The sequence below is a fragment of the Chryseobacterium sp. RU33C genome (genome assembly GCF_900156015.1).
GTDB classification, from domain to species: Bacteria; Bacteroidota; Bacteroidia; order Flavobacteriales; family Weeksellaceae; genus Chryseobacterium; species Chryseobacterium candidae.
Window position 1 is genome coordinate 16222 of sequence record NZ_FTMT01000026.1, and the last position, 26343, is coordinate 42564.

The following is a 26343-nucleotide window of genomic DNA, read 5'->3' on the forward strand; positions in this document are numbered from 1 at the left end:
TTTAAAAAATAACAGAATAAAATACTACAGGAAAATTAAAAATGCTTAATACACCTTAATACATTGGTTTTACAGAAATTAAAACACTTGTTTAAAGTAATTTAACATAACGTTCTGATTTAATTAAAAAAATGTTAAAGCTTTCTTAAACACCCTGCTGCTAAAGTCAAAATACCTTTGCACGTCCAATTAAAAGAAACCTCAGATTAATCTATCAATATGAAAATCAAAGAGGTTTCCTGGCGAATATCAAAAAATTAATAATATAGATCTTCGGAAGAAATGAAAAAAGTAAAGATTGTACTGGGATTATTGTTTTTAGGGCTTGGGACAATGGCTTATGCACAGACCACACAGGCTTCTATTGTAGGGAAAGTTACCGGACCGGGAAGTACGGTTCAGGAAAAAGTGAAAGTAACGATCGTGAACGAGTCCACAGGATTCAGAACGGAAACCGAAACTAACTCAAAAGGAGAATATATTTTTAAAGAAATTCCTCTTGGCGGGCCTTACACTGTCATTGTAAAGGATGATAAAAAAGAAGGTTACAGTGTGAACTTCGGAGATCAGGTGACCGTAAATATGGATCTGGGAAATGAAAAAGCTATTGAGGAAGTAAAAATTACAGGAAACCTTAAAAACAAGATCGGAAACCTTGGAGCGGCTACAGCAATTTCTGCTAAAAACATCAGCATGCTTCCGGTGAACGGAAGGAACTTCACCAATCTTACGGAACTTTCTCCTTTAAGTGGAAAAGGTGGAAACCTTTCCGGACAGCTTGGTTCTTCTACCAACTTTACCATTGATGGGATGACCGCAAAAAATCCCACTTCCGCAGGATCAACCACCAGCCGAAGCGGTGCTCCGTTTTCAATCTCCATTGAAGCCGTACGTGAATTCAAAATCACAACCAACCAATATGATGTTACGTTAGGAAGAAGTGGAGGAGGAACAGTAAGTGCTGTTACCAAATCAGGAACCAATAAATTTTCAGGAAGTGCCTGGGAATATTTAAGAACCAACTGGCTTTCCAGTCCCTATGATATCAGAGGAAATAAAAGAAACAATGATTTCTCCACTTCGCAGTTCGGGTTTTCATTGGGGGGTCCGATCATTAAAAATAAATTACATTTCTTCGTAGCATGGGATCATCAGCTGGATTCAAGACCATTGGTGATTGCTGATATCAAATCTCCGGATGATGAGAAGAGATTCAATACAACCACGCAGACGCTGAATCAGTTCCTGGATATTGCAAGAGCAAAATATGGAGTAGGAAACAGCCCGCAGTTCGGAACGTTTGATAAAGTGAGAAATTCTGATGCCGGATTTCTACGTTTAGACTGGCAGATCAATGAAAAGCATTTATTAACCCTTAGAAATAACTTTACTTACGATCTTAATAAAAACGGACTGGGCGACAATACCAATATCAACTTTTTTGAGTCGTACGGAAATGATAAAAACCTTGACAATAGCTTATTATTAACTTTAAGGTCAAATCTGAGGCCTAATTTAACCAACGAATTAAAGGCACAGTACCTTTATACATTCCAGGATAGTTACCAGAACAATCAATTGGGAAAACCTGTACCAAGAGCAATTGTGGAAGGAGTAGCTTCAGGTGCCGGATCTACTAATATTCAGATCGGAGGGCACCGTTTTGCACAGGAAAGCTTTAGGAATAATGTATTCCAGATCGTAGACAACCTATATTACAATACGGATAAGGTAAAATATACTTTCGGAGCTGATTTGATGTATACAACAGCGAAATCGGTATACGGAAGTGAGGTAAACGGTAGGTTCCATTTTCAGGGAATGAGTAATTTTGATGCAATGACGCCCTACAGATTCTACAGAGAAGTTCCTTTGATGGCAGATCCGTCTGTAAGATCAAATATATGGAACATCGGTCTGTACGGACAATTCCAGACCAAAGTGGCTAAAGGTCTTGATTTAATGGCTGGTTTAAGATTAGATTACGGTGGTTATCCAAAAGCAGAATTTAATCAGAAATTGTTTGATGAAATGGGAATCAGAACGGATAATCAGATCAAATCATTTGTGATCCAGCCAAGATTCCAGTTTGACTGGAATATCAATGAAGGAAATAAAGACTTCCTTAAGTTTGGTGCCGGAATTTTCTCTTCGGATATCAACAATTATATGATCATCAACAATCTTGTATTTGACGGGAAGCACCTTGCAACTGTGGATGTGAATCCTACAGCTATTGGTCTTACGCCGGATTTTAACAGCTATAGAAATGATTATAATTCGGTGCCTTCACTTTCCCAGTATCAGATCCCAACCATCAACTATACCGGTAAAGACGCAAAAATTCCAATTGTTTATAAAGCGAATATCTCTTATACCCACTTCTTTAATGAGAGATTCAGAGCGGGAATCGCAGGATACATGGCTTTAGGCAGAAACAACTACTATTACTATGACAGAAACATGGTGGCCAATCCTTTCTTTACCTTAGCTAATGAAGGAGGAAGAGGAGTATTTATCCCTACAACTGCCATTACCAATAATGCCAATAACAGTGTAAGTTTCGACTGGAAAGCAGGAAGAATTAATAAAAATTTCGGAAGAGTACTGGAATTAGTGAGTGATGGTAAAGTAAACCAGTTCTCATTCGTATTAGATACAAGTTACCGTTACTGGAAAGATGGAGAAATCACAGCAAGTTACACATGGTCGGACATTAAAGACAATACTTCTTACAACGGAAATGTAGCGAACTCTGCAACATTGTCTACCATGATTCAGAGTGACCCGAGAGATTTAAGAATGACCTATTCTGACAACCAGTTCCGTAATAAAGTCGTTATTTATGGTAACTCGCCTACGATTGCCGGATTTACACTGGGAATCAGATATTCAGGAATAGGTGGAACGCGTTTCTCTGCAACTACAGGAGGAAACATCAATGGAGACTTCGTAGATTCCAACGACCTTGCTTTTATCTTCCCGAACCTCACCAAAGCTGTTCTGGATGATCCGCAGGTAGGGCAGGCTCTGAAAGATTATATCAGCGAATACAATGGAAAAATTGCAGAACGTAACGGAGGTAAAAACGGTTTCTACGGAGTTTGGGACGTTCGTGTAGCGAAGAAAATTAAATTTGATAAAGTGGGAGCTTTCGAACTTTCCGTAGATATCTTCAACGTAGCCAATCTTCTCAACAAAGAATGGGGGGTAAACAAATCATATAATAATACATCTTTGTATAAAGTAACCAAGTTCAATAAAGACACAATGCAGTACGAATACACCAAAAACGTAAGTGGAGGTGGACTGGTTCCTCTATCCGGAAATCCATATCAGATTCAGATCGGAGCGAAATACTCCTTCTAATATCTTTTTTTAAAACCACAGAAGACATAAAAGAAATTGAAACGGCAGATTAATGGGTATTGAAACCTTAGTTTTAGCCAGAAAATCTTTTATGTCTTTGTGGTTTCCATTTTGTAATAACTACCTTTATCAGGAAGTTTTACGACTTTATTTTTAATAATTTAAATTATATTATGAAAAATTTTATCTTAGGGTTAGCAGTTTTAAGTACAGTTATGATGAAAGCACAAACCCAGATTATTGCCCATAGAGGATATTTCCAGGCTCAGCCTCCAACAACGGAGAATTCACTTCAATCACTGGAAAATGCCCAGAAGTTAAAAGTATATGGGTCTGAATTTGATGTGAGAATGACAAAAGATGGTGTATTGGTGATCAACCACGATGAGCACCACGGTAAAATGGAAATTTCAGAAACCACTTTCAAAGAGCTGGAATCATTGAAATTATCCAACGGAGAAAAATTCCCCACCTTAAAAGATTATTTGAAACAAGGAAAAAAAGATAAGTCTCTGAAACTGATTGTGGAGATCAAACCTGCAAAAACTCCGGAAATTGAAAATGAGATTACGCAGAAAACCATCAAAATGATCAAAGATATGAAGTTGGAATCTCAAAGTGAGTTTATTTCTTTCAGCCTTAATATCTGTAAAGAGATCAAAAAACTTGCTCCATCTTTTAAAGTACAATATCTGAACGGAGAACTTTCTCCTGAACAAATCAAAAAAGAAGGATTGGATGGAATGGATTATCACTACAGTGTTTTCCAGAAAAACCCAACCTGGATTGCTGATGCAAAAGCATTAGGATTAATTACCAATGCCTGGACAGTGAATGACGTTGCTGTATATGATGAACTGAAAAAACAGGGAATTGGATTTGTAACAACCAATATTCCTGATCAGTTAAAGAATAAGTAACTATTTTAAGCTTCTCACAAAGAGTGTAACGAAGGGCAAAATATTCTCCTCCTCCGGGAGTTGTAAAAATTTAAAAAATTTTTGACGAGTGGGTTTACAACACTTCTCAATGAAACCAACAATAATTATAATTTACACAGTCTGCCTCCTTTTAAAGGGCAGACTGTTTGTTTTTAGACAATAAGCTCTTCTTTGTAATGATAATGAAAATAAATATTATTAAGATAATATTTATTTTATCTGTAAATCAATTTGTTACATGTTTTGTGTGGTATTATCTCAAGAAAAGACAATAAAGATACATAAATACAGCCGGAGACTGGTATTAAAAATGATTAATTAATTATTTTCTTGATAATTAATAATTTATGTAATATTATTAAGGTTTGATTAATATGTGGTTTAATTAATTTTTAAGAAACGTTAAAATTGTGTTAAGGTCATCCTTGTAATGTCGTTCTAATTTTGCGCAAACAAAAAGGAAATGCGTAAAGAGACACAAAAACTGTTGGTTTTGTCGCTGTTAGGATTTGTCAGTGTCAATCTGGCAGCTCAGCAGAAAGCTAAAAAAGACACAGTTAAAGGACTTGATGAAGTAGTAGTTACTGCTTTGGGAATTAAGAGACATGACAGAGCTTTAGGCTATGTTGCAGAAAAAGTAGAAGCCAAAACATTTGAAGAAACCCAGAACAACAACTGGGCGCAATCAATGGAAGGAAAAGTGGCAGGTCTTAAAATCCAGACTGCCGGAGCAGGACCGCTTGGGACTTCCAGAATTACCCTGAGAGGAGAGAAATCAATTATGATGGATCATAACTATGCTCTGATTGTGGTGGATGGTGTACCATTGGGAAATTCTACTACAGGTTCCGGTACGGCGGCCTACGGAGCTGGTTCTGGAGGTGATGTTCCCATCGATCTTGGAAACGGACTGAACAGCATCAATCCGGACGACATTGAATCTGTAACCGTATTGAAAGGAGCTTCTGCTGCTGCATTATATGGTTCCCGTGCTGCCAATGGAGCCTTAATGATCACCACAAAATCCGGCAAAACAAAGAACGGAAAACTAAAAGTCACTTTTAACTCTTCCTCAAGCTTTGATTCCGTATTGAAATGGCCGGACTGGCAATACGAATACGGACAGGGAACACTGGCCACAAATGCCGGAAGTTTTTACTACTCATATGGTCTTTCTCCGGATGGTCCAAGTACCGGAGGTACCAGTAGTGCTTTCGGACCTAAATTCGCCGGACAGTATTATTTCCAATATGATCCTGAGGTGATGGGACAGAGCAAGGAAAGACAATTGTGGAGGCCTTATGAAAATAATATCAAAGGTTTCTGGAGAACAGGTTCTACCTACTCCAACAGTATTTCAGTAGAAAGCTCCAATGACAAAACAAGTTTCAGGTCTTCACTAACCTATCTTAATAACGAATGGATGATGCCTAATACTGGTTTTGACAGATTCAATTTTGCTTTGTCATTTGCCCATCAGCTAACCAAAAAATTAAAAATATCAACCAAATTTGCTTATAACACTACTTCCAGTGATAATCTTCCTGCGACAGGATACAACAATCAGTCGATCTCTTATTTCATGATCTTCCAGAATCCCAATGTGGACCTTGAATGGTATAAGCCGATCTGGAAGCCGGGCCAGGAACAGGTTGATCAGATCCATCCGTTCAGTTCCTATATTGATAACCCTTATATGATTGCTTACGAAATGCTGAATGGCGTGAGAAAGAAAACCATTACAGGAAATATCACTGCAGATTATCAGTTTAATAAGAATTTCAGTCTGATGCTGAGGTCAGGAATTGAAATTCTGAACGAAAAAAGAACTACCAAAAGACCATGGAGTTCTGCCAATTACCTGAAAGGTTTCTATAGAGAACAGTTTATCAAAAACCAGGAATATAATAACGACCTTTTATTTTCTTATAAAGGAGACTGGAATAAATTCAGTATTTCCGCTTCTGCAGGAGGAAGTATCCGTTATAATGAATACCTGTTGAATGATTATCAGGCCATCGGATTGAAAACTGCCGGAGAATATAGTCTTACCAATGCACTTAATATTCCGGTTAAATATCCGGCACCAAGAGATAAACATGTTGACAGTGTGTACGGATTGCTTACTCTTGGATATGACAATAAAATATTTGTGGACGTTACCGGAAGAAATGACTGGAGTTCTACGCTTCCGAAGCAGAACAGATCATTCTTTTATCCTTCAGTAAGTACCAGTTTCATTTTATCAGATATTTTTAATCTGAAAAGCAATAATCTGAACTTATGGAAACTGAGAGCTTCATGGGCAAAAGTTGGGATAGACAGTGATCCTTATCTTCTGGATAACTATTATTCAGCAAGTAACATTACAGGAAGTGTAGTAGCACCTACGATCTTTAATAATCCTTCTCTTAAACCTGAAAAAAATACCAATATTGAAGCCGGTATGGATTTCAGCCTTTTCAAAAACAGATTGAATCTTAATCTTACTGCGTATCAGAATTTCAGTGAAAACCAGATTATCCCTGTTTCGCTGCCCTCAGAAAGCGGATACTCAAAAAGAATTATCAATGCAGGGAAAATCCGAAACAGAGGTTTGGAATTTTCAGTGGATATCTTAGCGGTAAAAGGTAAAGACTTCTCATGGAAAGTAGGGGGAAACTGGTCTACCAACGAAAACAGAGTGATGACCTTACCTGAAGGGTTTGATGGTATCGTTTCCAACGTAGGAGATGTAGTATTCTATAAAATGGAAACAGGAGGCTCACTTGGTGATATGTATGGATTTAAATTACTGAGGACTCCGGACGGAAAAGTAATTTATGGCGACAACGGACTTCCTGCAAGACCTGCAGATATTGAAAAAGTAGGAAATGCATTCCCGAAATGGAGAGCTGGTCTTCAGAATGATTTCCGAATTAAAAACTTTACAATAAGCTTCTCATTTGACGGCCAGTATGGTGGTATTGCTTATTCTCAGTCACATCATAAAATGTCTGAACAAGGCAAGCTGAAATCTACCCTTCCGGGAAGAGACAATCCTGGTGGAATGATTGTAGGAGATGGAGTGGTTCAGAACCCTGACGGATCTTTCAGTACGAACACAAAAGGAGTACTTGTATCTTCTTATTACGGAGATTATTACAGAAGGGCCAATGTGGAAACCAACAGCTTCAGTACAGATTTTATAAAACTGAGAGACGCAAGAATTGCCTATTCCTTCCCGAAAGAAACCATCAAATCTATAGGTCTGGATGATCTTACCATTGCCATTTTCGGAAAGAACCTGTGGATGTGGACCAAATTTCCAATGTTTGATCCCGAAGTGGCTACTTTGGATAATGCAACCATCACTCCGGGAGTGGAAATGGGGCAGCTTCCGACAGCAAGAACAGTTGGTTTTCAGTTAAATATTAAATTCTAAAATCTTAAAAAATGAAAAAAATAATCATACATCTGACATGGGTAGCTTCTGTTTTCATGCTTCAATCCTGTGACAGAACTTTCGAGGAAATGAATACAGACACCAGCAAAATCAAAGACCCTTCCGTTGGAAGCCTTCTTGCTCCCATCCAATATGAAATGTCGAGTTACGGCTATAACAGGGCAGATGATTTCACTTTTGATATCATGCAGATTGCTTTGGATTTTCCCAATGAAGGAAATTCTTACAGCAGATATTATATGGACGAAAAAAGTGGCAATGGCTACTGGAATACTTCTTACAGATGGCTTAAGCAGGTAAGTGACCTGAGAAAATATGCAGCCAAGGAGCAGAATAATAATTATCTGGCGATTTCAATGGTCCTGAATGCATGGATTGCCTCCAACCTTACTGATGCTTTCGGAGATATACCTTTATCTGAAGCAATAAGAGTTGAAGAAAATATTTTAAGACCAAAATATGATAAGCAGAAAGATGTCTATATTCAGCTGTTAAATGACCTGAAAACAGCCAACTCGTTATTCAATACCAATCAGGTATTAACGGAAACAGATTTGTTTTATAATGCCAACACCAATAGCCAGACCGGAATTTTAGGATGGAAAAAATTCTGTAACTCTCTTTCATTAAGATTACTGACCAGAATTCTAAGCCGGAACGGAGAAGTGAATGTGTATGAAAGAATCCAGGAAATTGTCAATAATCCGGCTCAATACCCAATTTTCCAGAACAACGCAGACAGTGCAGTGCTGCCGCTTTCCGGAATATCTCCTTACTTGCCGCCGATAGCCCGCCCGCAGGATTTTACAGCTTACAGGGCAGCAGGCGAATTCTTTGTAAATGCCATGAAAGACAATAATGATCCAAGGCTGAGCCTGTTTTTTACGAAAGCTAAAGCAGGAACAGGAGAAGATCTTGGCTATAAAGGAGCGCCTTCAGGATATGCTTTGGGAACATCTTTCAACTATCAGCCTTCCAACCTGAACCAGAACCTGGCGAAAGCACCTTTAAAGATTTTAATCATGACCTATTCTGAAGTTCAGTTTATCCTGGCAGAATTAGTCAATAAAGGAATTGTCGCAGGAAATCAGCAGACCTATTACGAAAACGGAGTGAAATCTATTATCGAACAATGGGGAGCAACAGTTCCTGCCAATTATTTCAGCAATCCAAAAGTAGCTTATGATGGCTCGCTGCAAAAGCTTATGCTTCAGAAATATATTTCCCTGTTTTTTGTTGACCATCAGCAATGGTATGAATACAGACGTACAAAACTTCCGGTACTTCCCAATAACGGAGGTCTTCAGAATGGCGGACAGATGCCCGTGAGATTCATGTATCCTACCGCTACAAAAGTGATGAATACAGATAATTATAACGCAGCCGTACAATCCATGGGAGGCGATAATATCAATATAAAAATGTGGTGGAATAAATAATAACCCCCAATTAAATAATAATAAAAATTTAAAAATTATGAATATCAATATAAAATTTTTAATGCCTTGTATGCTGGTTTCTGCAATGGCGTTCTCACAAGCTTCTGTTTCCGGATATGTCTACGAAGACAGCAACAAAAATCAAAAGAAAGAAAACCGCGAAAAAGGAATTGAAGGAATAGCTGTTTCTAATGGAGTTCAGGTTGTTCTTACGGATAAAAACGGAAGATACAGCCTGCCGGTTCAGGAAGATCAGACTATTTTTGTGATCAAGCCTTCAGGGTATCAGACTGCCTTAAATGCAAACAATCTTCCACAGTTCTATTACCATCATAAGCCCAAAGGTTCTCCGGCAGATTTCAAATACAAAGGAGTAGCTCCCACAGGAGAAATTCCAAAAGAATTGAACTTCCCGCTTTATGTGCAAAACGAAAATAAAAACTTCGATATCCTCGTTTTCGGTGATCCGCAGCCTTACACAGAAAAAGAACTGGATTATTTCAAAAGAGGAATTGTAAATGAAGTGAAGAATACCAAGAAAAATGCAGTGCTGGGAATCAGTCTGGGAGACCTCGTAGGAGATAATTTAAATCTTCAGAAGCCTTATGCAGATGTAATGAAAGAAATAGGGCTTCCTTGGTATAATGTGATGGGAAACCACGATATGAATTATGATGCGAAAGAAGACAAACTTTCCGATGAAACATTTGAATCCAATTTTGGTCCTGCCAATTACGCTTTCAACTACGGTAATGTACACTTTATCATTTTAGATGATATTCTTTACCCGGATCCGAGAGACGGCAAAGGATATTGGGGCGGATTCCGTGAAGACCAGCTTCAGTTTATTGAAAATGATCTGAAACTGGTTGACAAGAATAAACTGATTGTCATTTCTTTCCACATTCCGTTGGAGCATAACAACGAAGACAACTTCAGAAATGCAGACCGCCAGAAGTTATTTGATTTCTTAAATCCTTTCCGGAATGTATTGCTTTTATCAGCACACACCCATATTCAACAGCAGATTTTCTACGGTAAAAAAGCAGGCTGGAACGGAATCAAAGAACTGCATGAATATAACGTAGGAACTACTTGCGGGGATTGGTACTCAGGAACACCAGATGATGCCGGACTTCCTACTTCAACGATGAGAGACGGAACAGCAAAAGGATATTCTTTCATCAGCTTTGCAGATAATCAGTATAAAGTGAAATACAGAACAGCCGGAAAACCGGAAGATTATCAGATCAAATTATATGTTCCGAAAGTGATTTCTTCCTCAAGAACCTCAGCAAAATTGTTGGCTAATTTTTTCATGGGAAGCAAAAAAGACAAGGTAGAATACAGAATAGATGGTGGAAAATGGGAAGAAATGAAGTACGATGAAACCATAGACCCGAATTTTGCTCTTTCTGTTTTCAAATGGGATTCTACAGAGAAAATTCTTCCGGGAAGAAGACCTTCCAACCCCGAAATGTCAAAACACATCTGGGAGGCTGATTTTCCCAAGAAATTAGCATTGGGAAAACACAAAGTTGAGGTGAAAGCAGCCGATATGTACGGAAATGAATTCTCAGCTTCAGAAGAATTTGAAGTTCAGAATTCAATTCAGATTCCTTAAGCTTTTTATTTTTTTTACTATACTTTTTTTAGATTTTGAAACCGGTTCTCATGAGCCGGTTTTAATTTTTATCGAGGTTTACAAAAAACCATTAAAAAACTATTAAATCCATGTTTTTGCTGTTTCGTAAAAATGTTCTTTCGTAACTTTGTACTAAGAAAAGTATCATTACTATGAATATAAACGGAAAAAATGCCATCGTAACAGGTGGTGGAAGAGGACTAGGGAAGGCTGTGGCACTAGCTTTAGCGAATGAAGGAGTAAATGTTGCCATTACAGGAAGAAATGAGGAGAACCTTAAAATGACGGTTGAAGAAATTAAAAAACTGGGAGTAAACTCAGCCTATGCAGTTTTTTCTGTAGACAATGAAATTCAGGTAAAGGCTGGAATAGAATCTTTAGCAGAGCAGTTGGGCGGAATAGATATTTTGATCAACAACGCAGGAATAGGAGACTTTGGTTCCATTGAAGAAATGCCTTCCGAAACATGGGAACAGGTTATTAAAACCAATCTTTTCGGAGTATACTATGCAGCCAAAGCAGCTTATCCATTCATGAAAGCTAAAGGAGAAGGTGATATCGTTAACGTAGCTTCTACTGCAGGTTTGAAAGGAGGACCGAATATGTCAGCATATGCCGCTTCAAAAGCAGCCGTAGTATCGCTGTCTCAATCTATGATGGCAGAATGGAGAAAACAAAATATCCGTGTGATCACACTGACGCCAAGTACTATTGCTTCTGATATGAGCATTCAGGGAGGTCTTACAGACGGAAATCCTGATAAAGTATTACAGCCGGAAGACTTTGCAGAATGGGTAAGAGATATCCTGAAAATGAATAGAAGAGCACTGATTGCAAACGGTTCTATTTTCTCTACAAATCCATAATAAGTTTTAAAATTTAAAGTTCAGGGTTTAGAGTTTAATGTTTAAAGCTTTTGGCAAAGGATATTTTAATCTAGTTTGAATGATAGAAAATCAATAGGAGCGGGCTTTAGTCCGCTCTCTTTTTACAGTTTATTGTATGGCTTCAGCCAAAATTTAGAATTTTCCTGCAATACAAATTTGTGTAATCTTTGAGACAAACCGTCACAAATAAACTTTCTCGTAGCATTCATTCAAAAAATTACAAAAAATCCCCGGTTTCAGCCAAAAATTCCCCCATCATTTTTTTAACCGTAATAACATTAGTATTTTTGCAGCAAATTAGTCACATGCAAAATTATTTAGAATTCAATTTCAGGATTTCTCCATTGCAACCTTGGAACGAAATATTAATGGCAGAGCTTATAGAAATAGGTTTTGACAGCTTTACAGAAGAAATTGACGGAATTTTAGGATATATCCAGACAGAATTGTTTCACGAAGATCAGCTGAAAGCACTTCCGATCTTTGAAAACGAAAATGTAAAAATCGAATATTCTTTCGAAGAAATGCCGAACATCAACTGGAATGAAGAATGGGAAAAGAATTTCTCTCCAATCAATATTGATGATAAAGTATTGATCCGGGCAGAGTTCCATGAATCTGTACCGGGAATGCATGAAATTATCATCCAGCCTAAAATGTCTTTCGGAACGGGACATCACCCAACGACCCATTTGATGATCCAGCAAATGATGGACATTGATTTCAATGGCAAAAAAGTACTGGATATGGGATGCGGAACTTCTGTATTGGCCATTTATGCAAAACAGCAGGGCGCAGGAGATACAAAAGCTATTGATATCGACGAATGGTCAGTAGAAAACTCCAAAGAAAATGCGGTAAGAAATAATGTAGAACTGGATATTGAACAGGGAACTGCCGAAAACCTGGGAAAAGAAAATTATGACATTATTTTAGCCAATATCAACAGAAATATCCTTATTTCAGATATTCCAACCTATGTTTCAGTATTGAACAAAGGTGGAAAACTGTTGCTTTCAGGTCTTTGTTTCTTTGATGTGGACGATATTCTGGAAGTCTGTAAAGAAAGCGGACTGGAGCTTAAAAAGAAGTTACAGCGTGAAGAATGGGTAAGTCTTCTGCTTGAAAAATAACACAACAAAAATAAAATACGAATATAAAAACTTTATGGAAAGCTTTATTTTTAATGACGCTGCAACTTTTTGCAGCTCAGGAAAATGAAGGATATGCAGATGGAATCTTTGGGTTTGAAGAAAATAAAACGCAGAAAATCTTTATATTACAATTAGATCTACTGTAGTTTATTAATTCTTATAACTAGGGATAATATCGGTAAAAAACAGATGGGATTATTAACCCCATCTGTAAAGTTTTTTGATCATTTGTGTGTTTTGATCGGAATTTGACCGGAATTTCGGAAAAAAAAAGAATCAAGAAAAATAATAGAGTACATCACGAGTACATCATATTTTTTTTACTTACCTGTAAGGGAAAATTATTAGGTTGTATAAATGATGTATGTTCGTGGTTTTTGTGCGGTGTAAATGGGGTTTGCAATATTTTGTAAAATTAAAGATGTATTGTATTTTGCGCTTGATCCCTTTTTTTCTTCAAAATAAATATGAAGTTCTGCATCATGGGGTTCTGCATTGAGGATATCAAAGTGCTGAACTAAAAATTCAGGAAGTAATAATTTAAGAAGGTCCTGATCGCTTAGCATAATACAAAAATAAACCTACTAAACATCCCTCTCAACTTTTAAGCTTGATCCATTATTTTGCTGTAAAAGGTTTGGGATACAACAAAAAAGACCTACTGGAAACAGTAAGTCTTTAAGTGAGCGCGAAAGGATTCGAACCTTTGACCGTCTGCTTAGAAGGCAGATGCTCTATCCAGCTGAGCTACGCACCCTAAATGTTTTTTTTAAAGTCGGGGCGGCAGGATTCGAACCTGCGACCTCCTGGTCCCAAACCAGGCGCGATGACCGGACTACGCTACGCCCCGAGGGTGTCATCAGTAACGAATTTTACTTCGTTTTTGCGGTTGCAAATGTACAATACTTTTTGGAATAAAAAAATAAATTTATGAATAAATTTTAATTATTTTTTCATGAACGCTCTTTGATTAGGTATACTTATTTAAAAATCACGTTCTTGGATTATTTTGTTATCCCTTACTAAAATGGATGTCTTTTACCCAAACCGGAGAAAAAACAAAAGACTCACTGTTTCCAGTAAGTCTTTAAGTGAGCGCGAAAGGATTCGAACCTTTGACCGTCTGCTTAGAAGGCAGATGCTCTATCCAGCTGAGCTACACACCCTAAATGTTTTTTTTAAAGTCGGGGCGGCAGGATTCGAACCTGCGACCTCCTGGTCCCAAACCAGGCGCGATGACCGGACTACGCTACGCCCCGAAAGGGTCATCAATAACGAATTTTACTTCATTTTTAGGGCTGCAAAGTTGCGATTCTTTTTTTAATAAAAAAAGAAAACGAAGTATAATTTTTAATTAATTTTTTATGCGCCCGTTTTTATTACCTTTACCCTGTTAATAACCATGTATTTATCATATTTAAAAGATGGGAATTTTCTTTTTTTTCCTTTTTTGAAATTTGAAACCTTTTGTTCATGTTTTCTGTTTTAGTAACGAATTTTTCACTGTTCATTCTACTAAATTAAAGGATATGAGTTTTTTCTTATTGTTAAAAATTTTTTAAATATCTTGTGGTATCTGTTTCTTTTGTAAATTTGCAAAAAAAAACTAATAGCACTATAATCCTATGAATAAATCATCTATTTCTGTTTCTTTCTGTTGTTATATTCTGAATTTTTAAGATATTTCATTTTTTTCGATTAATTTCAAACTAAACTTCAGTTGGCTGCTGCTGACTATTTATTCGTAAAAAAACTAATATGTATAATCCTTTTTATTCTAAGGCATTCACGATAATTTGTTTATCGTACTCTTTGTCTGTTTATTCTCAACTGGTTGGATCTGATGCCCAACTATGGGAAAAAGCCAATCCAACACTTCGCGAAGTAACGAAGTGCAAAGATGAAAATTTGCTCAATTTTCATTGTGGTATCAGGGATAAGCTTTTTAAAAAATATATTAAATATAGTAAAAATAAGAGTCATACTCTTACAGTTGTCCATCGGTCGAAGGATGATGAGCTGATATGGGAAAATACTGAAAAAAAGATTTCCCTGGAAAATAATAATTTTAAAACCAATGGAGAAAAAACTGTTGAAATCAGAAAAAGGCCTAGTATTTTTTCGTTTACAGCAGCTGCAGATCCTAATCGTGAGAAATCTGATAGTTTGAAAATTAAATTTGAAGATCAGAATCTTTATGAGATGATTTTTTTTCCAAAGAAAGTAAAATCTTCAGATCTGGGTAAAATACATTCCTATCTATCCATTAAATACGGAATTTCACTTGAGAAAGGTAAATATTATAGCAGTGACGGAGAGATAATCTGGGACCCGGAAAAGCATAAAGAATTTAAATATAAACCTACCGGATTAGGAAGAGATAATGGTAATGAACTGTATCAGAAACAATCTTCCAACCAGGCTGATTTGTTTTTAACGATTGGAAAAAACTCTATTGAAAGAACAAATATAGAGAATCAGGCTATTTTTGATAATAATCAATTTGTTATATGGTCAGATGATAATAAAGAATTGGCTCTGAAAAATGATGGGAACTTTGATGTTCTGCAAAAAAACTGGGAGATTAGTTTTATAGGTAATAAGGTATCTAAAACCGATTACAGTATAAGAATTTTAAAGGAAATAATGAATCCTGATTCTTTACCTGCTGTCTACTGGATGTTTTTGAAAAAACCTGATGGAAGCATTCAGAAAATTCAGGGAAGTGAAGATGAGCGTTATATCATTTTTAATAAAGTTGATTTTCTTAATGCATTTGATAGTGGTGATACTGCTCATTTCACCTTTGCAGTTAGTCCTGTTAAAGATTCTAAAAAAGAAGGGATCGGGCGAAATCAACATTCAGACTCAGAGTTACCAATGAATAGCAATGAATCATCACTGGATTTGACCAAAATTAATCTCTATCCAAACCCTGTTAAAAAAGGGCAGACGTTCACTGTTACTTTCCCTCCTATGGAAGGACTTGGAATTTCCATTTATGATGGAGCAGGAAGGCTTGTAAAGCTTGAGAATATAGACAGGAAGTCAACCCATTATACAGGGCAGCTGGATGTTCAGAGTGCTTATATTATCAATCTTGTCCAGGACAAAAAAATTATAAAAACGTTCAAATTAATCGTTGATTAAAACTATATCATGAAAATAAATGCGGATCAATTTCCTGTTACCAGGAAATCACTTCTGTTAGTAGGTTTCTTTGGCTGTATGTTTGTTTTTGCAAGCTTTACCAGAGATGACAAACAGAAAGTACGGGAATTCAAAAAAGAGTTTCTCAGTAAATGGACTCGTAAAACAGTTGATTTAACTGGTCAAAACGTAAAAGAAAATTCTCAACTATTATCATTGTCAGAAAAATTTTCAATGAAGAATCTTCTGGAAGGAAAGCCTTCTGGATTTGCTGATTCAGAAAAGAGAAAAGATAAATATTCTGAATTAACAAATGATGCTGGAAGCAGTATCAATAGTTTCTATCCTTCTATAGAAAAAGAAGGAACAATCGGAACTTTTACTGACCAGGAGGAAGATGAAGTTTCTGATAACTTTTTCACGATAGATATTCCTGATGTGAAGGAAAATACATTAGCTTATCTGGAATATGATTTATTTGGCTTAGCTTCTCACGAGTCTGTATCCAGGTCTATCAATCATAATATTGCTATAGGAGGAGGAATTATTGTTCCGAGTCCGAAATGGAACCATCAGAAAGAAGCCCTTAATTCAGGGCTTATTAAAGCAGGTTCCAATTCTGTATTATTTACTTCACCTGCTGCAGGAGTAAAATATAAGGTGAAAAATTTACGTCTTGTTTTTGAGAAAGATGAAAAATCACATACTGCTCCCATAATCAGCTCAATTCTTTCTGGTGATCAGCTGTATGTAAAAGGAAATACAGGATCTTTGGCAGATGTAATAGTAAATAATGAAATTGTTACTGTAAGGAAAGGCGAATTTGAAAGAGTAATCAGGCTTTCGGAAAAACATAAAACGGACGGTTTATTCTCTTTTACAGCAGGAGGAATATCCAAAACCTTTAAAATTCCGGCTTCCACAAAAGCGTTTAAAGTAGTTGATCATAATTATACAAAACCAAAAGGAATTGAAGTTTCAAAAGATAAGGAATTTAGCATAAGCTATGAAGATATGAATGTTTCCATAGAAAAAGGAGCATCCGAATCGGCTTATATTGAAGTTCTGAAATTAAGAGAAAAAGATATTCCGGCAGTATCTAATGGACTTAAAAATGTAACCCTGAATAATGCTGCTTACAGATTTTCTGTAGTATCAGGGAAGCTGGAGAAAAAAGCCAGAATTACTATTCCCTATGATACGAAAAGACTGGGATTATCCTCTCCGAAAGATATTAAGATCTTTCACTTTGATTATGCTAAAAAACAATGGGTTGCGGACAAGTCGGTTGTTGATGAAAAAAATAAAACAGTAACAGTAGAAGGAGACGGAGACCATGATTATATCAACGGAATTATTTCCGCTCCGGAATCTCCTCAGACAACAGCCTTTTCACCTACAAGTATCAGCGGATTGAAAGCTGCTGATCCAATGGCAGGCATGCAGCTGATGAATGCCCCTATGGCAACTCAGAAAGGTGATGCCAGCATGAATTATCCTATTAAAGTTCCGGCAGGACTGGGAGGATTACAGCCTTCTTTAGCGATAGGGTACAACAGTGGTGCCGGTAACGGATGGATGGGTGAAGGATGGGATCTCCAGGGATTATCTGCGATTACAGTAGATACAAGATGGGGAACCCCTATGTTTGGCAGTCAGGAAACGGAACTTTATACATTAGATGGAGAGATGCTTGTTTATCCTGGCGGCTACCTGCCTCACAGACATAATAATGTAAGTGAAACATCTACAGATATTACGACAGCAAGACAACCAAGAAATGCAACAGGAAAAAAACAGTTTTATCTTAGAAAGAATCATGATTTTACCCTTATAGAAAGAGAGGGAAATAGTATAGGTACTTATTCATGGACGGTTACTTCTACCAATGGTACTAAAAGCTATTATGGAGGAAGTGATAATTCTGTTATAAAAAATAGTGAAGGCCAGATTGTTCATTGGGCATTGAGAATGATAGAAGATACCCACGGCAATAGAATGCTTTTTACCTATCAGAATAATACGAATGTTAATATTGGTGCTGGAAATAATGCTAACGGAGGAACTTATTTTCATATTCAAAAAATAACCTATGGTAAAAATCAGGACTATAGTGTCAATTTTGTTACTGAAAATAGTGTAAGCAGAAAGGATATTAATATTAATGCCAAACAAGGAGTAAAAAGGGTGGAACCTTATCTTTTGAATAGTATTGATGTCAGTTATAAGACCCAAAAAATCCGTAGTTATAAATCGGAATATGAAGAGGGACAGTTCTCAAAAACAAGATTAAGAAGACTATATATTCAAGGGTATACTATTAAAGACCCTGCTTCGCTTCCAATTGTTGATGATTATGTTTTTGAATATTATAATGAAATCGAAAACAATCAGATTTTTGGCCCGGATAATACGATTCAGGTTAGCAATGGAGTTAGCAGCCCTTATGGCAGCATTATTGGAAATATGCTGAAGCCTTCAAAAATTAATGGGAATATTTCCACTGAGAGTGGTCTGAATTTTAGAGCGGCGGCAGGGTTGAATTTTTTCTATTCATCCAATGATGCTTACGGTCATCTTATGTTTGGTTTCCCTTTTGGATATTCAACGGCTGAAGCTAAAAATGTGCAGCAGCTTATCGACTTTAATGGAGATGGTATACAGGATATGATCTATAGAACATCTTCCGGTCTTACATATAGTGAAGGTAAATTAGATATATATGGCAAATTATCTTTTCTTCCGGCTAAACCAATTTTGAATTATAACAGTAATTTTTCTTTTACTGAGACAAAAACCAATAATTCAGGATGGGATATGGGTGCAATTGTATATAGCAAGTCTTCTATTACCTCCACTTCAAAAGGAATTACTTCCACTTATCTGATTGACGCCAACTCTGACGGGTTAGTAGATATTGTAAATGACGGTAAGGTTTGGTTTAATAAATATAATCAGGGAGGAAATCCTGAAATGACTCAACATTCAGAGTATACAGAGAATATGGTGGTTAAGGTCAAACCTATAGCACCTCCTCTTATTCCACCTCCAGGGCCTAAAGTTCCACCTATTGTAGAGCCTGAATACCCTCCAACTCCTATTGCTGATGTAGTAAAAGTATGGATTGCTTCACAGGACGGATACATTACTATTAATGATAATGTGAGTATAAGTGGTACAGATCCTTTAAACCCTGTCACTGTTCTAAAACCAACTGATAAGGCATACTATTCTGTTGAAATAGCAAACCCTGATTATGTGCCAGGTGGTACCCAGCCTAATAATTTCTATCATGCCAGGGTCTTTTTAACACAGCTTAATCCTAATAATCTGTCAGAGTCTTTCACTATTTCGAAATATAATGATTATTATTCTCAGATTATTAATGTACCTGCAGGAAATACACAATATAATATACATGGTGCCATTAATAATCCAAACAGATTATTTGTAAAAAGTGGGGATAAGGTATATATAAGGCTTCACAAGAATTCGGAAGATAATCTGCAAATAGACTCTAATCCAACGGTTACTTATATTGATCCTGCCACCGGGCTGGCATTGAGAGGAAGAAACATGGAGCAGGATCAGTTTCGATTGAATAATGGAAGTTATGGAAACAACTTTTTCCTGAATAATCTTATAGCACCTATATATCTTGATGCTAACGGAGCGGCAAACATTGTCGTTTCCAGTGTTGATTTTCCTTCTTCTACGGATGATTTTACCTTTAAGGTGATCAAGGAAAATGCAATTACCGGTGCTGTTACTGTTTTGCACTCTGAAAATTATGCTCAAAGCGATTCACCATTCAGCACACAGGAATATATTGGTTCAATATCTGTAAATGCAAGTGAACCGGTTTATTTGAAGTTTATTGTAGAATCAGATTCATATACAAATTTCCTTACTAACAACTGGAAAAATTCAATTTCTGTAGGGTATAATGCAACTACATCCACAAATGGAAATATCAGTATGAATTTTAAGCCTGCAGCTCAATATCCTTCATTTGCAGTCACTAAACTTAAGGAGAGGCTTGACATCAGGTTGACACCAACAAATCCTCCGGTTACCGGAATTCATGAATTTGGGGTTCAGATTAATAAGGATATAGCGAATGCTACTACCTTGGGAACAGGAAGTTTTTATTATGTGATCAAAAAGCAAGGCCATGTTCTTGCCAAGAGAAAAGTATCCATTACAGCAGCACAAGGTACTGCGCCCACTTTGGTGGAAGAGAACATGTTTACAGGGCAGCCTGTTCCGGGAATAGATCCGGCTACGATTTATACAGGGAGCTTAACGCAGCCTACCTTTGATTTAGGATTTAGTGTGCAGGTTTATTGTCAGACAGGTGCTGAATATGCTTTATTTAACAAATACTCAGAATATTTTCAAGGGAAACCTTTTAATATTTATTATGATACTACCAGCTTGTTGACTACTGTATGGCCTACTTCAGTAAATACAGCAATGTATAATACAAAATCGGCTATTTATAATAACTGGGGTCAATTTTTATACAAACCGAACAATTTCGTAGATTATAGCTATGGAACACCTATTGAAGCTGAAGCATTCACTGGGGATGTTGCTTTGCAGAATACGTATTCTGCTTGCCAGGGATTGACAGGACAAGCGTTGACAGATTGCGTGGCAACAAACGGTAATTCAACGTGCCAGGGGTTAACCGGGCAGGCTCTGACAGATTGTGTGGCGTTAAATGGTAATCCTAATCCTGGAAATAATACGGTATCTCAGTATGTCTATCCTATGAAACCGTTTTCAGAATGGATTATTAAACCTCGTCCTCTACCAATGGTTAGAGTTGACAAGTGGATAGGTACAGGAGGTAGACAACAGTATTCAACGGCTTCTTCTTTCAGGGATCACGAAGAAATAAATTATTTTTCAAGTCCTATTCCAAACCCGCCGGCAATTTCGCCGACCACACTTGTGAATGGAGCTCTTTCATTGGATACGACAATGAAAGCAATCAGCAAAAAGCAAAGCAGCCGATCCAGGAATACAACCAATGGATTAAGTGTTGGAACTGTAAGTGCAGGAAATTCCGAAACTTTACCACTGAAAGATGGTAGTATTGAAACCCAGACATTTTCTGATATGAATGGAGACGGATATCCTGACATGGTATATCCTGAATCTATACAATACACAAATTCTGTGGGAAGCTTGAATGATATTAAGCTTGTGGCAACTGGGGATTTTCCTACAAATACATACAGTTATTTAAAGGTTAATTCTTTAGGCTTTTCTTTTAATGTATTTTCAGCCAGCGGAAGAATTAAAGTAAATGGCTCCAATGGGAATGACTCCCATGCCAATAATTCAATGCCCTGGTCAGTTGGAGTAACAGCCGGAGCCGGAGTCAACGATTATTTTAATTCATATGATTCGGGAAGATCGTTTTGGACGGATGTTAATGGTGATGGATTGCCAGATAGAATTATTGATTATAGTACAGTAATGTTTAATCTTGGGAACAGTTTATCTGAGCCTACTACTTATCAGAATATGATTCCCTACCGTTCCCGTCCTATAAGAGGCTTAAACTTTTCAATAGGAGGAGGTCTGGGATCTTTTGCCAACCTAAGTGCATTAAGCAGTTTTGGTTTTGGAATCAGTGCCAGCGCCGGAGGATCAGGGTCTAAAGGAACAGCAGAAGTAGCGTATGAAGATATTAATGGTGACGGATTGATTGATATTCTTGAAGTGGATAATAATAATCAGTCTGCCAAAGTACGTTATAATCTGGGTAATAAATTTGATAATGCAGTTCCATTGCTTAAATCAACAGGAAAAGTTGATTTTACAGAAGAAACAGGTTCTTATAATGGTTATGTATCTTTTGGAGGAAATCTGATGCTGAATTTTGGGCCTATTCCAATTATTCCACCTGCAATCCTGGTTATTTTCATAAAAGCAGGTGCAGGAGCTACAGCCAATCTGGGAATCAATGTTTCTGAAACCAAGAAGGCTTTCAGAGATATGAACGGAGATGGTTTCCCGGATCTGGTAGTAGATACGAACGATGGTTTCATTGTTAACTATTCATTAATCGGAAAAACAAATAAACTTAAAACAGTTACTCATGCAGTAACAAAAGGACAGTATGCAGTAAATTATAAATTTACACAGCCGAATTATCAGGATCCTCACGCTAAGCTGGTGGTGGATGAAGTAAAAATTTTGAACCCTGATGTATTCAGTACCAACTATACTCAGTCGGATGCAGCGAAAGATATTGTAACGAAATATACTTTTGAAAAATCTAAATACGACAGAAGAGAAAGAGACAACTTTGGATTTGAAAAAGTAACACGTGAAGAAATCAATATCGATGGAAATCCTTACCGTAAAACAGTAGATACGTATTATAATAAAAGTTATTTCTTAAACGGATTAATTAAAGAAAGCAAAATCCTTTCGGGGAATGATGAGCTAATTTCCAAGGTTATTTATAACTATCGTTTATATAAATTTAAAGATAATGCAGCCAAAATAGATCCTAATTACTTAACGGAAAGTTTTGATACCGGAGGAACAGAAGGAAGAAGAATGGCTACGGTTCTTTTAGATAAAAAGATCAATACGAGATTTGAAAATGGCGGGGAAATAGAGACTACAGAAAAAATGGAGTATGATTATAATACCGGATTGGTTTCAAATTATACCTACAGCAGCCCTACCAATTCCTATAAATCTGTGATCACTTATTGGACCGGACTGAATAAAAATATGATCGCAGTACCAAAAGAGATCAATGTATATGACGGAACGGGATCTACTCTTTTGAGAAAGAGAAAAACCCAGGATGTAAATGTTAATACAGGAGATATCGGAAAATACATCGTATCTGATGGTTCTCAGGATATCATAACAGATTATACTTATGAACCTTCCGGTAATGTTAAAACTGTAACTTATCCACCTGATGAATCACAGAACAGATATTCCATATCCTACGAATATGATGCTGAAACCGGTAAGTATGTAATAAGGACAATGGATGCTTTCGGATATATTTCTTTTGGACTGTATAATCCTTATTTGGATGTTTTAATAAAAAGTACAGATATCACAGGAAATGTAATACAATATGGATATGATGACTATGGAAGACCAATATCCATCATTGAACCTTATAGTCCTGCAAATGTTTCTACGATAACACACTCTTATTATTTTGATCATTATGGCATGCCAAGTTCGAATCAGAATATTAAAATATTCCGTGCCAGAACCTCACATTATGATGCAGATCATCCGAATAACCTGATTAATACAGATTCTTACTCAGATTTTATGGGTAGAGTAATACAGGTGAAGAAAGATATTGATATTAATGGAACAGAACGCAGATCTGTTTCAGGAAGACCAATATTTGATGTATTCGGAAGACAGCTATATCAATATCAGCCTCAGGAAGGTGATATTCAGGATAATAATCTGAATCTGAATCTCAGCCAGTTTATGTTGTCCAATACGTACGACCACTCTGATAGGATTACGAATATTAAATATGAAGACGGTGTTGAAAAATCAATCAGCTACGAGATAGAAGGGAATCTGTTTAAAAGTATCGAAGAATTGGATGTTACCAGGACAGAGACTTTCACCAATGCAGAAGGACAGGTTGTTGAGAAAATAAATTACCTGAATAGTGACCCGCTGTCTACAAAATTTGAATATAATACAATAGGTGAACTGCTTAACGTAACTGACCCGCAAGGTATAAAGACAACTTATAAGTATAACCTTGCCGGAAGAAGAACAGAAATGGTACATCCTGATAAAGGACGTACAACTTATGTATATGATGCTGCGGGACATCTTACCTTGTTTGGAACTCCAAACCTTGCGAATGATCCTACGATACAGACGCATCAGATCCATTATAAATATGATAAGAACAGACTTACTGATATTGAACTTCCTAACCTTCCGACTGGTTCAGTAAATCCTAATAACGTTCATTACGATTATATGCCTGCCAATTCAGGAAATAATTCCGGAAGAATCATCACGAAAACAGATGGTACAGGATATACTACTTATAACTATGGTAAATTAGGAGAGGTAATATCGGAAACCCGCAGAATATTCGGTTACAATATTCCGACTATGGAGTTCAAAACAGATTATGTCTACGACAGCTGGAACCGTCTTAAAAAACTGACATATCCTGACGGAGAGCAGCTTACTTACAGCTATGACCTGGGAGGAAATCTTAAAACTGTAACCAACGGAAGTTATAATTATATTCAGAATGTCAAATATGACCATTATGAGCAAAGAACAGCTGTAGATTATGGAAACGGAATGAAAACCAACTATTCATATATTGATACCAACAGAAGGTTAAAACATTCCGGTTTATTGAGTCCTGTAGACCAATTCCTATCTAACAGCTATGAATATGATAAGAGAGGAAATATTATCCGTCTTGCCAATGACGTAGGAGTAACTCCCAATCAAATGGGAGGAACCTATGCTTTCAAATATGGATATGATACTTTAAACAGGTTAATTGGTACGGAAAGTGATATGGGGCTTAATGATAAAGGAGGAACTCCTACAACACCCAATACTTCTCCATATGCGCAAAGTAATTCACATTTTGAGCTTAGAAAGGTAACATATAACGAAAGTGGAGGGATTGTATTGAAGGAGCAGGTGCATCAGATCGACCAGCAGCCGAACCCATTGAATACGTATTCCAATAACTACAAGTATATTCCGGAAACTCATAAAGTGAAGACGATTATTGACGGTAATATCAGTGGTACGCAGCAACTTTTCGAATATGATGATAATGGGAATACCATTAAACATGTTGATGAATTTGGTGCCAAGCAAATGTTCTGGGATGAGCAGGATCGTCTGAAAGCATTTTACAGTGACGACTCCGGAGTATATCAGTATTATGCATACGACGACAAAGGAGAAAGAACGATAAAGTACAACCTTCATGGAAGCTCTCAGCTGTATCAGAACGGTGAGTTGGTAGATCCGGGTAGCTTAAGCTTAACTGATTATACTTTGTATCCTAATCCATATGTGACGGTATCCTTAAACGGACAGTATACCAAACATTATTTTGAAGGAGCAACCCGATTTGCCAGCAGGGTGATGGATGGAGGCAATATTTTTATTCCATTAAATCTCAGAACATCAGATCAGGGAACCACAATGAGAGAACCAGACCCCTCTGTTGATTTCAAAACGTATCTTGAAAAAGCAGGAGTAGGTGATATTTCCTTGGCAGAGCTGAATACTTTAAACGGACCAACCAGCCAGTTAGGATTGTACTATTTGCATAATGACCATTTAGGAACGGCAACATTTGTTACCAATTCCAGTGCTCAGAGTACGCAGTTTTTCTTAAATTTACCATTCGGGGAAACAATGCTGGAGCAGCAAACAGGAGTATATGATAACCCATATAAGTTTAATGCAAAAGAACTGGATAGAGAAACAGGGCTGTATTATTATGGAGCGAGATATTATAACCCGCGAGCAAGTATTTGGTATGGTGTTGATCCACTAGCGGAGAAATATCCGAGTTGGTCGCCGTATGCATATTGTGGAAACAACCCTATTAATTACATGGATCCTGATGGAAATTTTAGATTACCGGCAAATGCTACGAGAGAGGAAAGAAGATTATATAATGAGGCAATAAAAACTGTAAAAGCGGTGTTTCGAGATTCAGGATTTCGAGAAGCGTTTAAAGAGAGATTTAAGGTAGATGATAAAATGATACAGAAAATGCTCAAAGATGAAGATGGGCCCACTGTTGTAATGAATAAAAGTATGGGACATTTGGGGTTATTTGATCAAAAAACAGATCCCAATGCTATTTATATTGATCCTGGCGTAATAAACACGGTTTCAAAACATAAAGGAGATAGAAAGTATATTGATAATTTAGCAGAAATAATAATTCATGAAGGTGGTCATTGGGCAGACTATGCATTTGACCATATTTCCGAGGAATTTACCCTAGGTTTTAGGACGAGTTTTCAATCAAAAAGTGGTTTGCCAGATGCGGGAGATAATTGGGAAATTACTTATTTTGGAACAGATACTCAATTTTCTGCTTCAGATCGTGATATAATTACTGAAAAGTTTGATGGATTTAGGATGAATAATTTTAGAAAAAATTTTAGGCAACAAATTGAAATCAGGGACTTGAAATCACAAAAAATGCCATCTGTTTTAGATAATTATAAAAAACCAAAAGATAATTTGCGAACAAGACCATGTTATTAACCCAAAATCCCTAA

The 26343-nt window shown here is 36.8% G+C and carries 9 protein-coding genes and 4 tRNA genes; 9 read left to right on the top strand and 4 right to left on the bottom strand.

The window, feature by feature from the left end:
* The first annotated feature begins 282 nt into the window (after window positions 1-282).
* The 7 genes from BW946_RS18465 (at window position 283) to prmA (ending at window position 12859) form a co-directional block, all read left to right on the top strand.
* Window positions 283-3369, top strand: coding sequence for a TonB-dependent receptor (locus BW946_RS18465; protein WP_076597567.1), 3087 nt, complete (start codon window positions 283-285; stop codon window positions 3367-3369).
* Window positions 3370-3542: 173 nt separating this feature from the next.
* Window positions 3543-4289, top strand: a complete 747-nt coding sequence (locus tag BW946_RS18470; RefSeq protein WP_076597568.1) for a glycerophosphodiester phosphodiesterase — start codon at window positions 3543-3545, stop codon at window positions 4287-4289.
* Window positions 4290-4773: 484 nt separating this feature from the next.
* Window positions 4774-7734, top strand: a complete 2961-nt coding sequence (locus BW946_RS18475; RefSeq protein WP_076597569.1) for a SusC/RagA family TonB-linked outer membrane protein — start codon at window positions 4774-4776, stop codon at window positions 7732-7734.
* Window positions 7735-7745: 11 nt separating this feature from the next.
* Window positions 7746-9194 carry a SusD/RagB family nutrient-binding outer membrane lipoprotein gene (locus BW946_RS18480; protein ID WP_076597570.1) on the top strand — a complete coding sequence of 483 codons (1449 nt, stop codon included), beginning with the start codon at window positions 7746-7748 and terminating at the stop codon, window positions 9192-9194.
* A gap of 61 nt (window positions 9195-9255) precedes the next feature.
* Complete coding sequence (locus BW946_RS18485; protein WP_139326038.1) at window positions 9256-10818, top strand: calcineurin-like phosphoesterase C-terminal domain-containing protein; 1563 nt, start codon at window positions 9256-9258, stop codon at window positions 10816-10818.
* Window positions 10819-10991: 173 nt separating this feature from the next.
* On the top strand, window positions 10992-11705 hold the full coding sequence (locus BW946_RS18490; RefSeq protein WP_076597572.1) for a 3-ketoacyl-ACP reductase: 714 nt from the start codon (window positions 10992-10994) through the stop codon (window positions 11703-11705).
* Window positions 11706-12031: 326 nt separating this feature from the next.
* Window positions 12032-12859, top strand: coding sequence for a 50S ribosomal protein L11 methyltransferase (gene prmA / locus BW946_RS18495; RefSeq protein ID WP_076597573.1), 828 nt, complete (start codon window positions 12032-12034; stop codon window positions 12857-12859).
* Between the two features lie 704 nt (window positions 12860-13563).
* Here the strand turns inward: prmA and BW946_RS18505 are convergent.
* From BW946_RS18505 to BW946_RS18520, 4 genes are all read right to left on the bottom strand, one after another.
* A tRNA-Arg gene (locus tag BW946_RS18505) sits at window positions 13564-13637 on the bottom strand.
* 18 nt (window positions 13638-13655) lie between these two features.
* Window positions 13656-13730, bottom strand: a tRNA-Pro gene (locus BW946_RS18510).
* Window positions 13731-13972: 242 nt separating this feature from the next.
* Window positions 13973-14046 (bottom strand) — tRNA-Arg (locus BW946_RS18515).
* 18 nt (window positions 14047-14064) lie between these two features.
* Window positions 14065-14139: transfer RNA gene (locus BW946_RS18520), tRNA-Pro, on the bottom strand.
* Window positions 14140-14638: 499 nt separating this feature from the next.
* Here BW946_RS18520 and BW946_RS18525 point away from each other — a divergent pair.
* Together BW946_RS18525 and BW946_RS18530 are read left to right on the top strand one after the other, a co-directional pair.
* The gene (locus BW946_RS18525) at window positions 14639-16030 is read left to right on the top strand and encodes a T9SS type A sorting domain-containing protein (protein ID WP_083688919.1); all 1392 of its coding nucleotides are present in this window, start codon (window positions 14639-14641) and stop codon (window positions 16028-16030) included.
* A gap of 9 nt (window positions 16031-16039) precedes the next feature.
* Window positions 16040-26329 (top strand): SpvB/TcaC N-terminal domain-containing protein, encoded by a 10290-nt coding sequence (locus BW946_RS18530; RefSeq protein WP_076597576.1) that lies wholly within the window; start codon window positions 16040-16042, stop codon window positions 26327-26329.
* The last annotated feature ends 14 nt before the right edge of the window (window positions 26330-26343 follow it).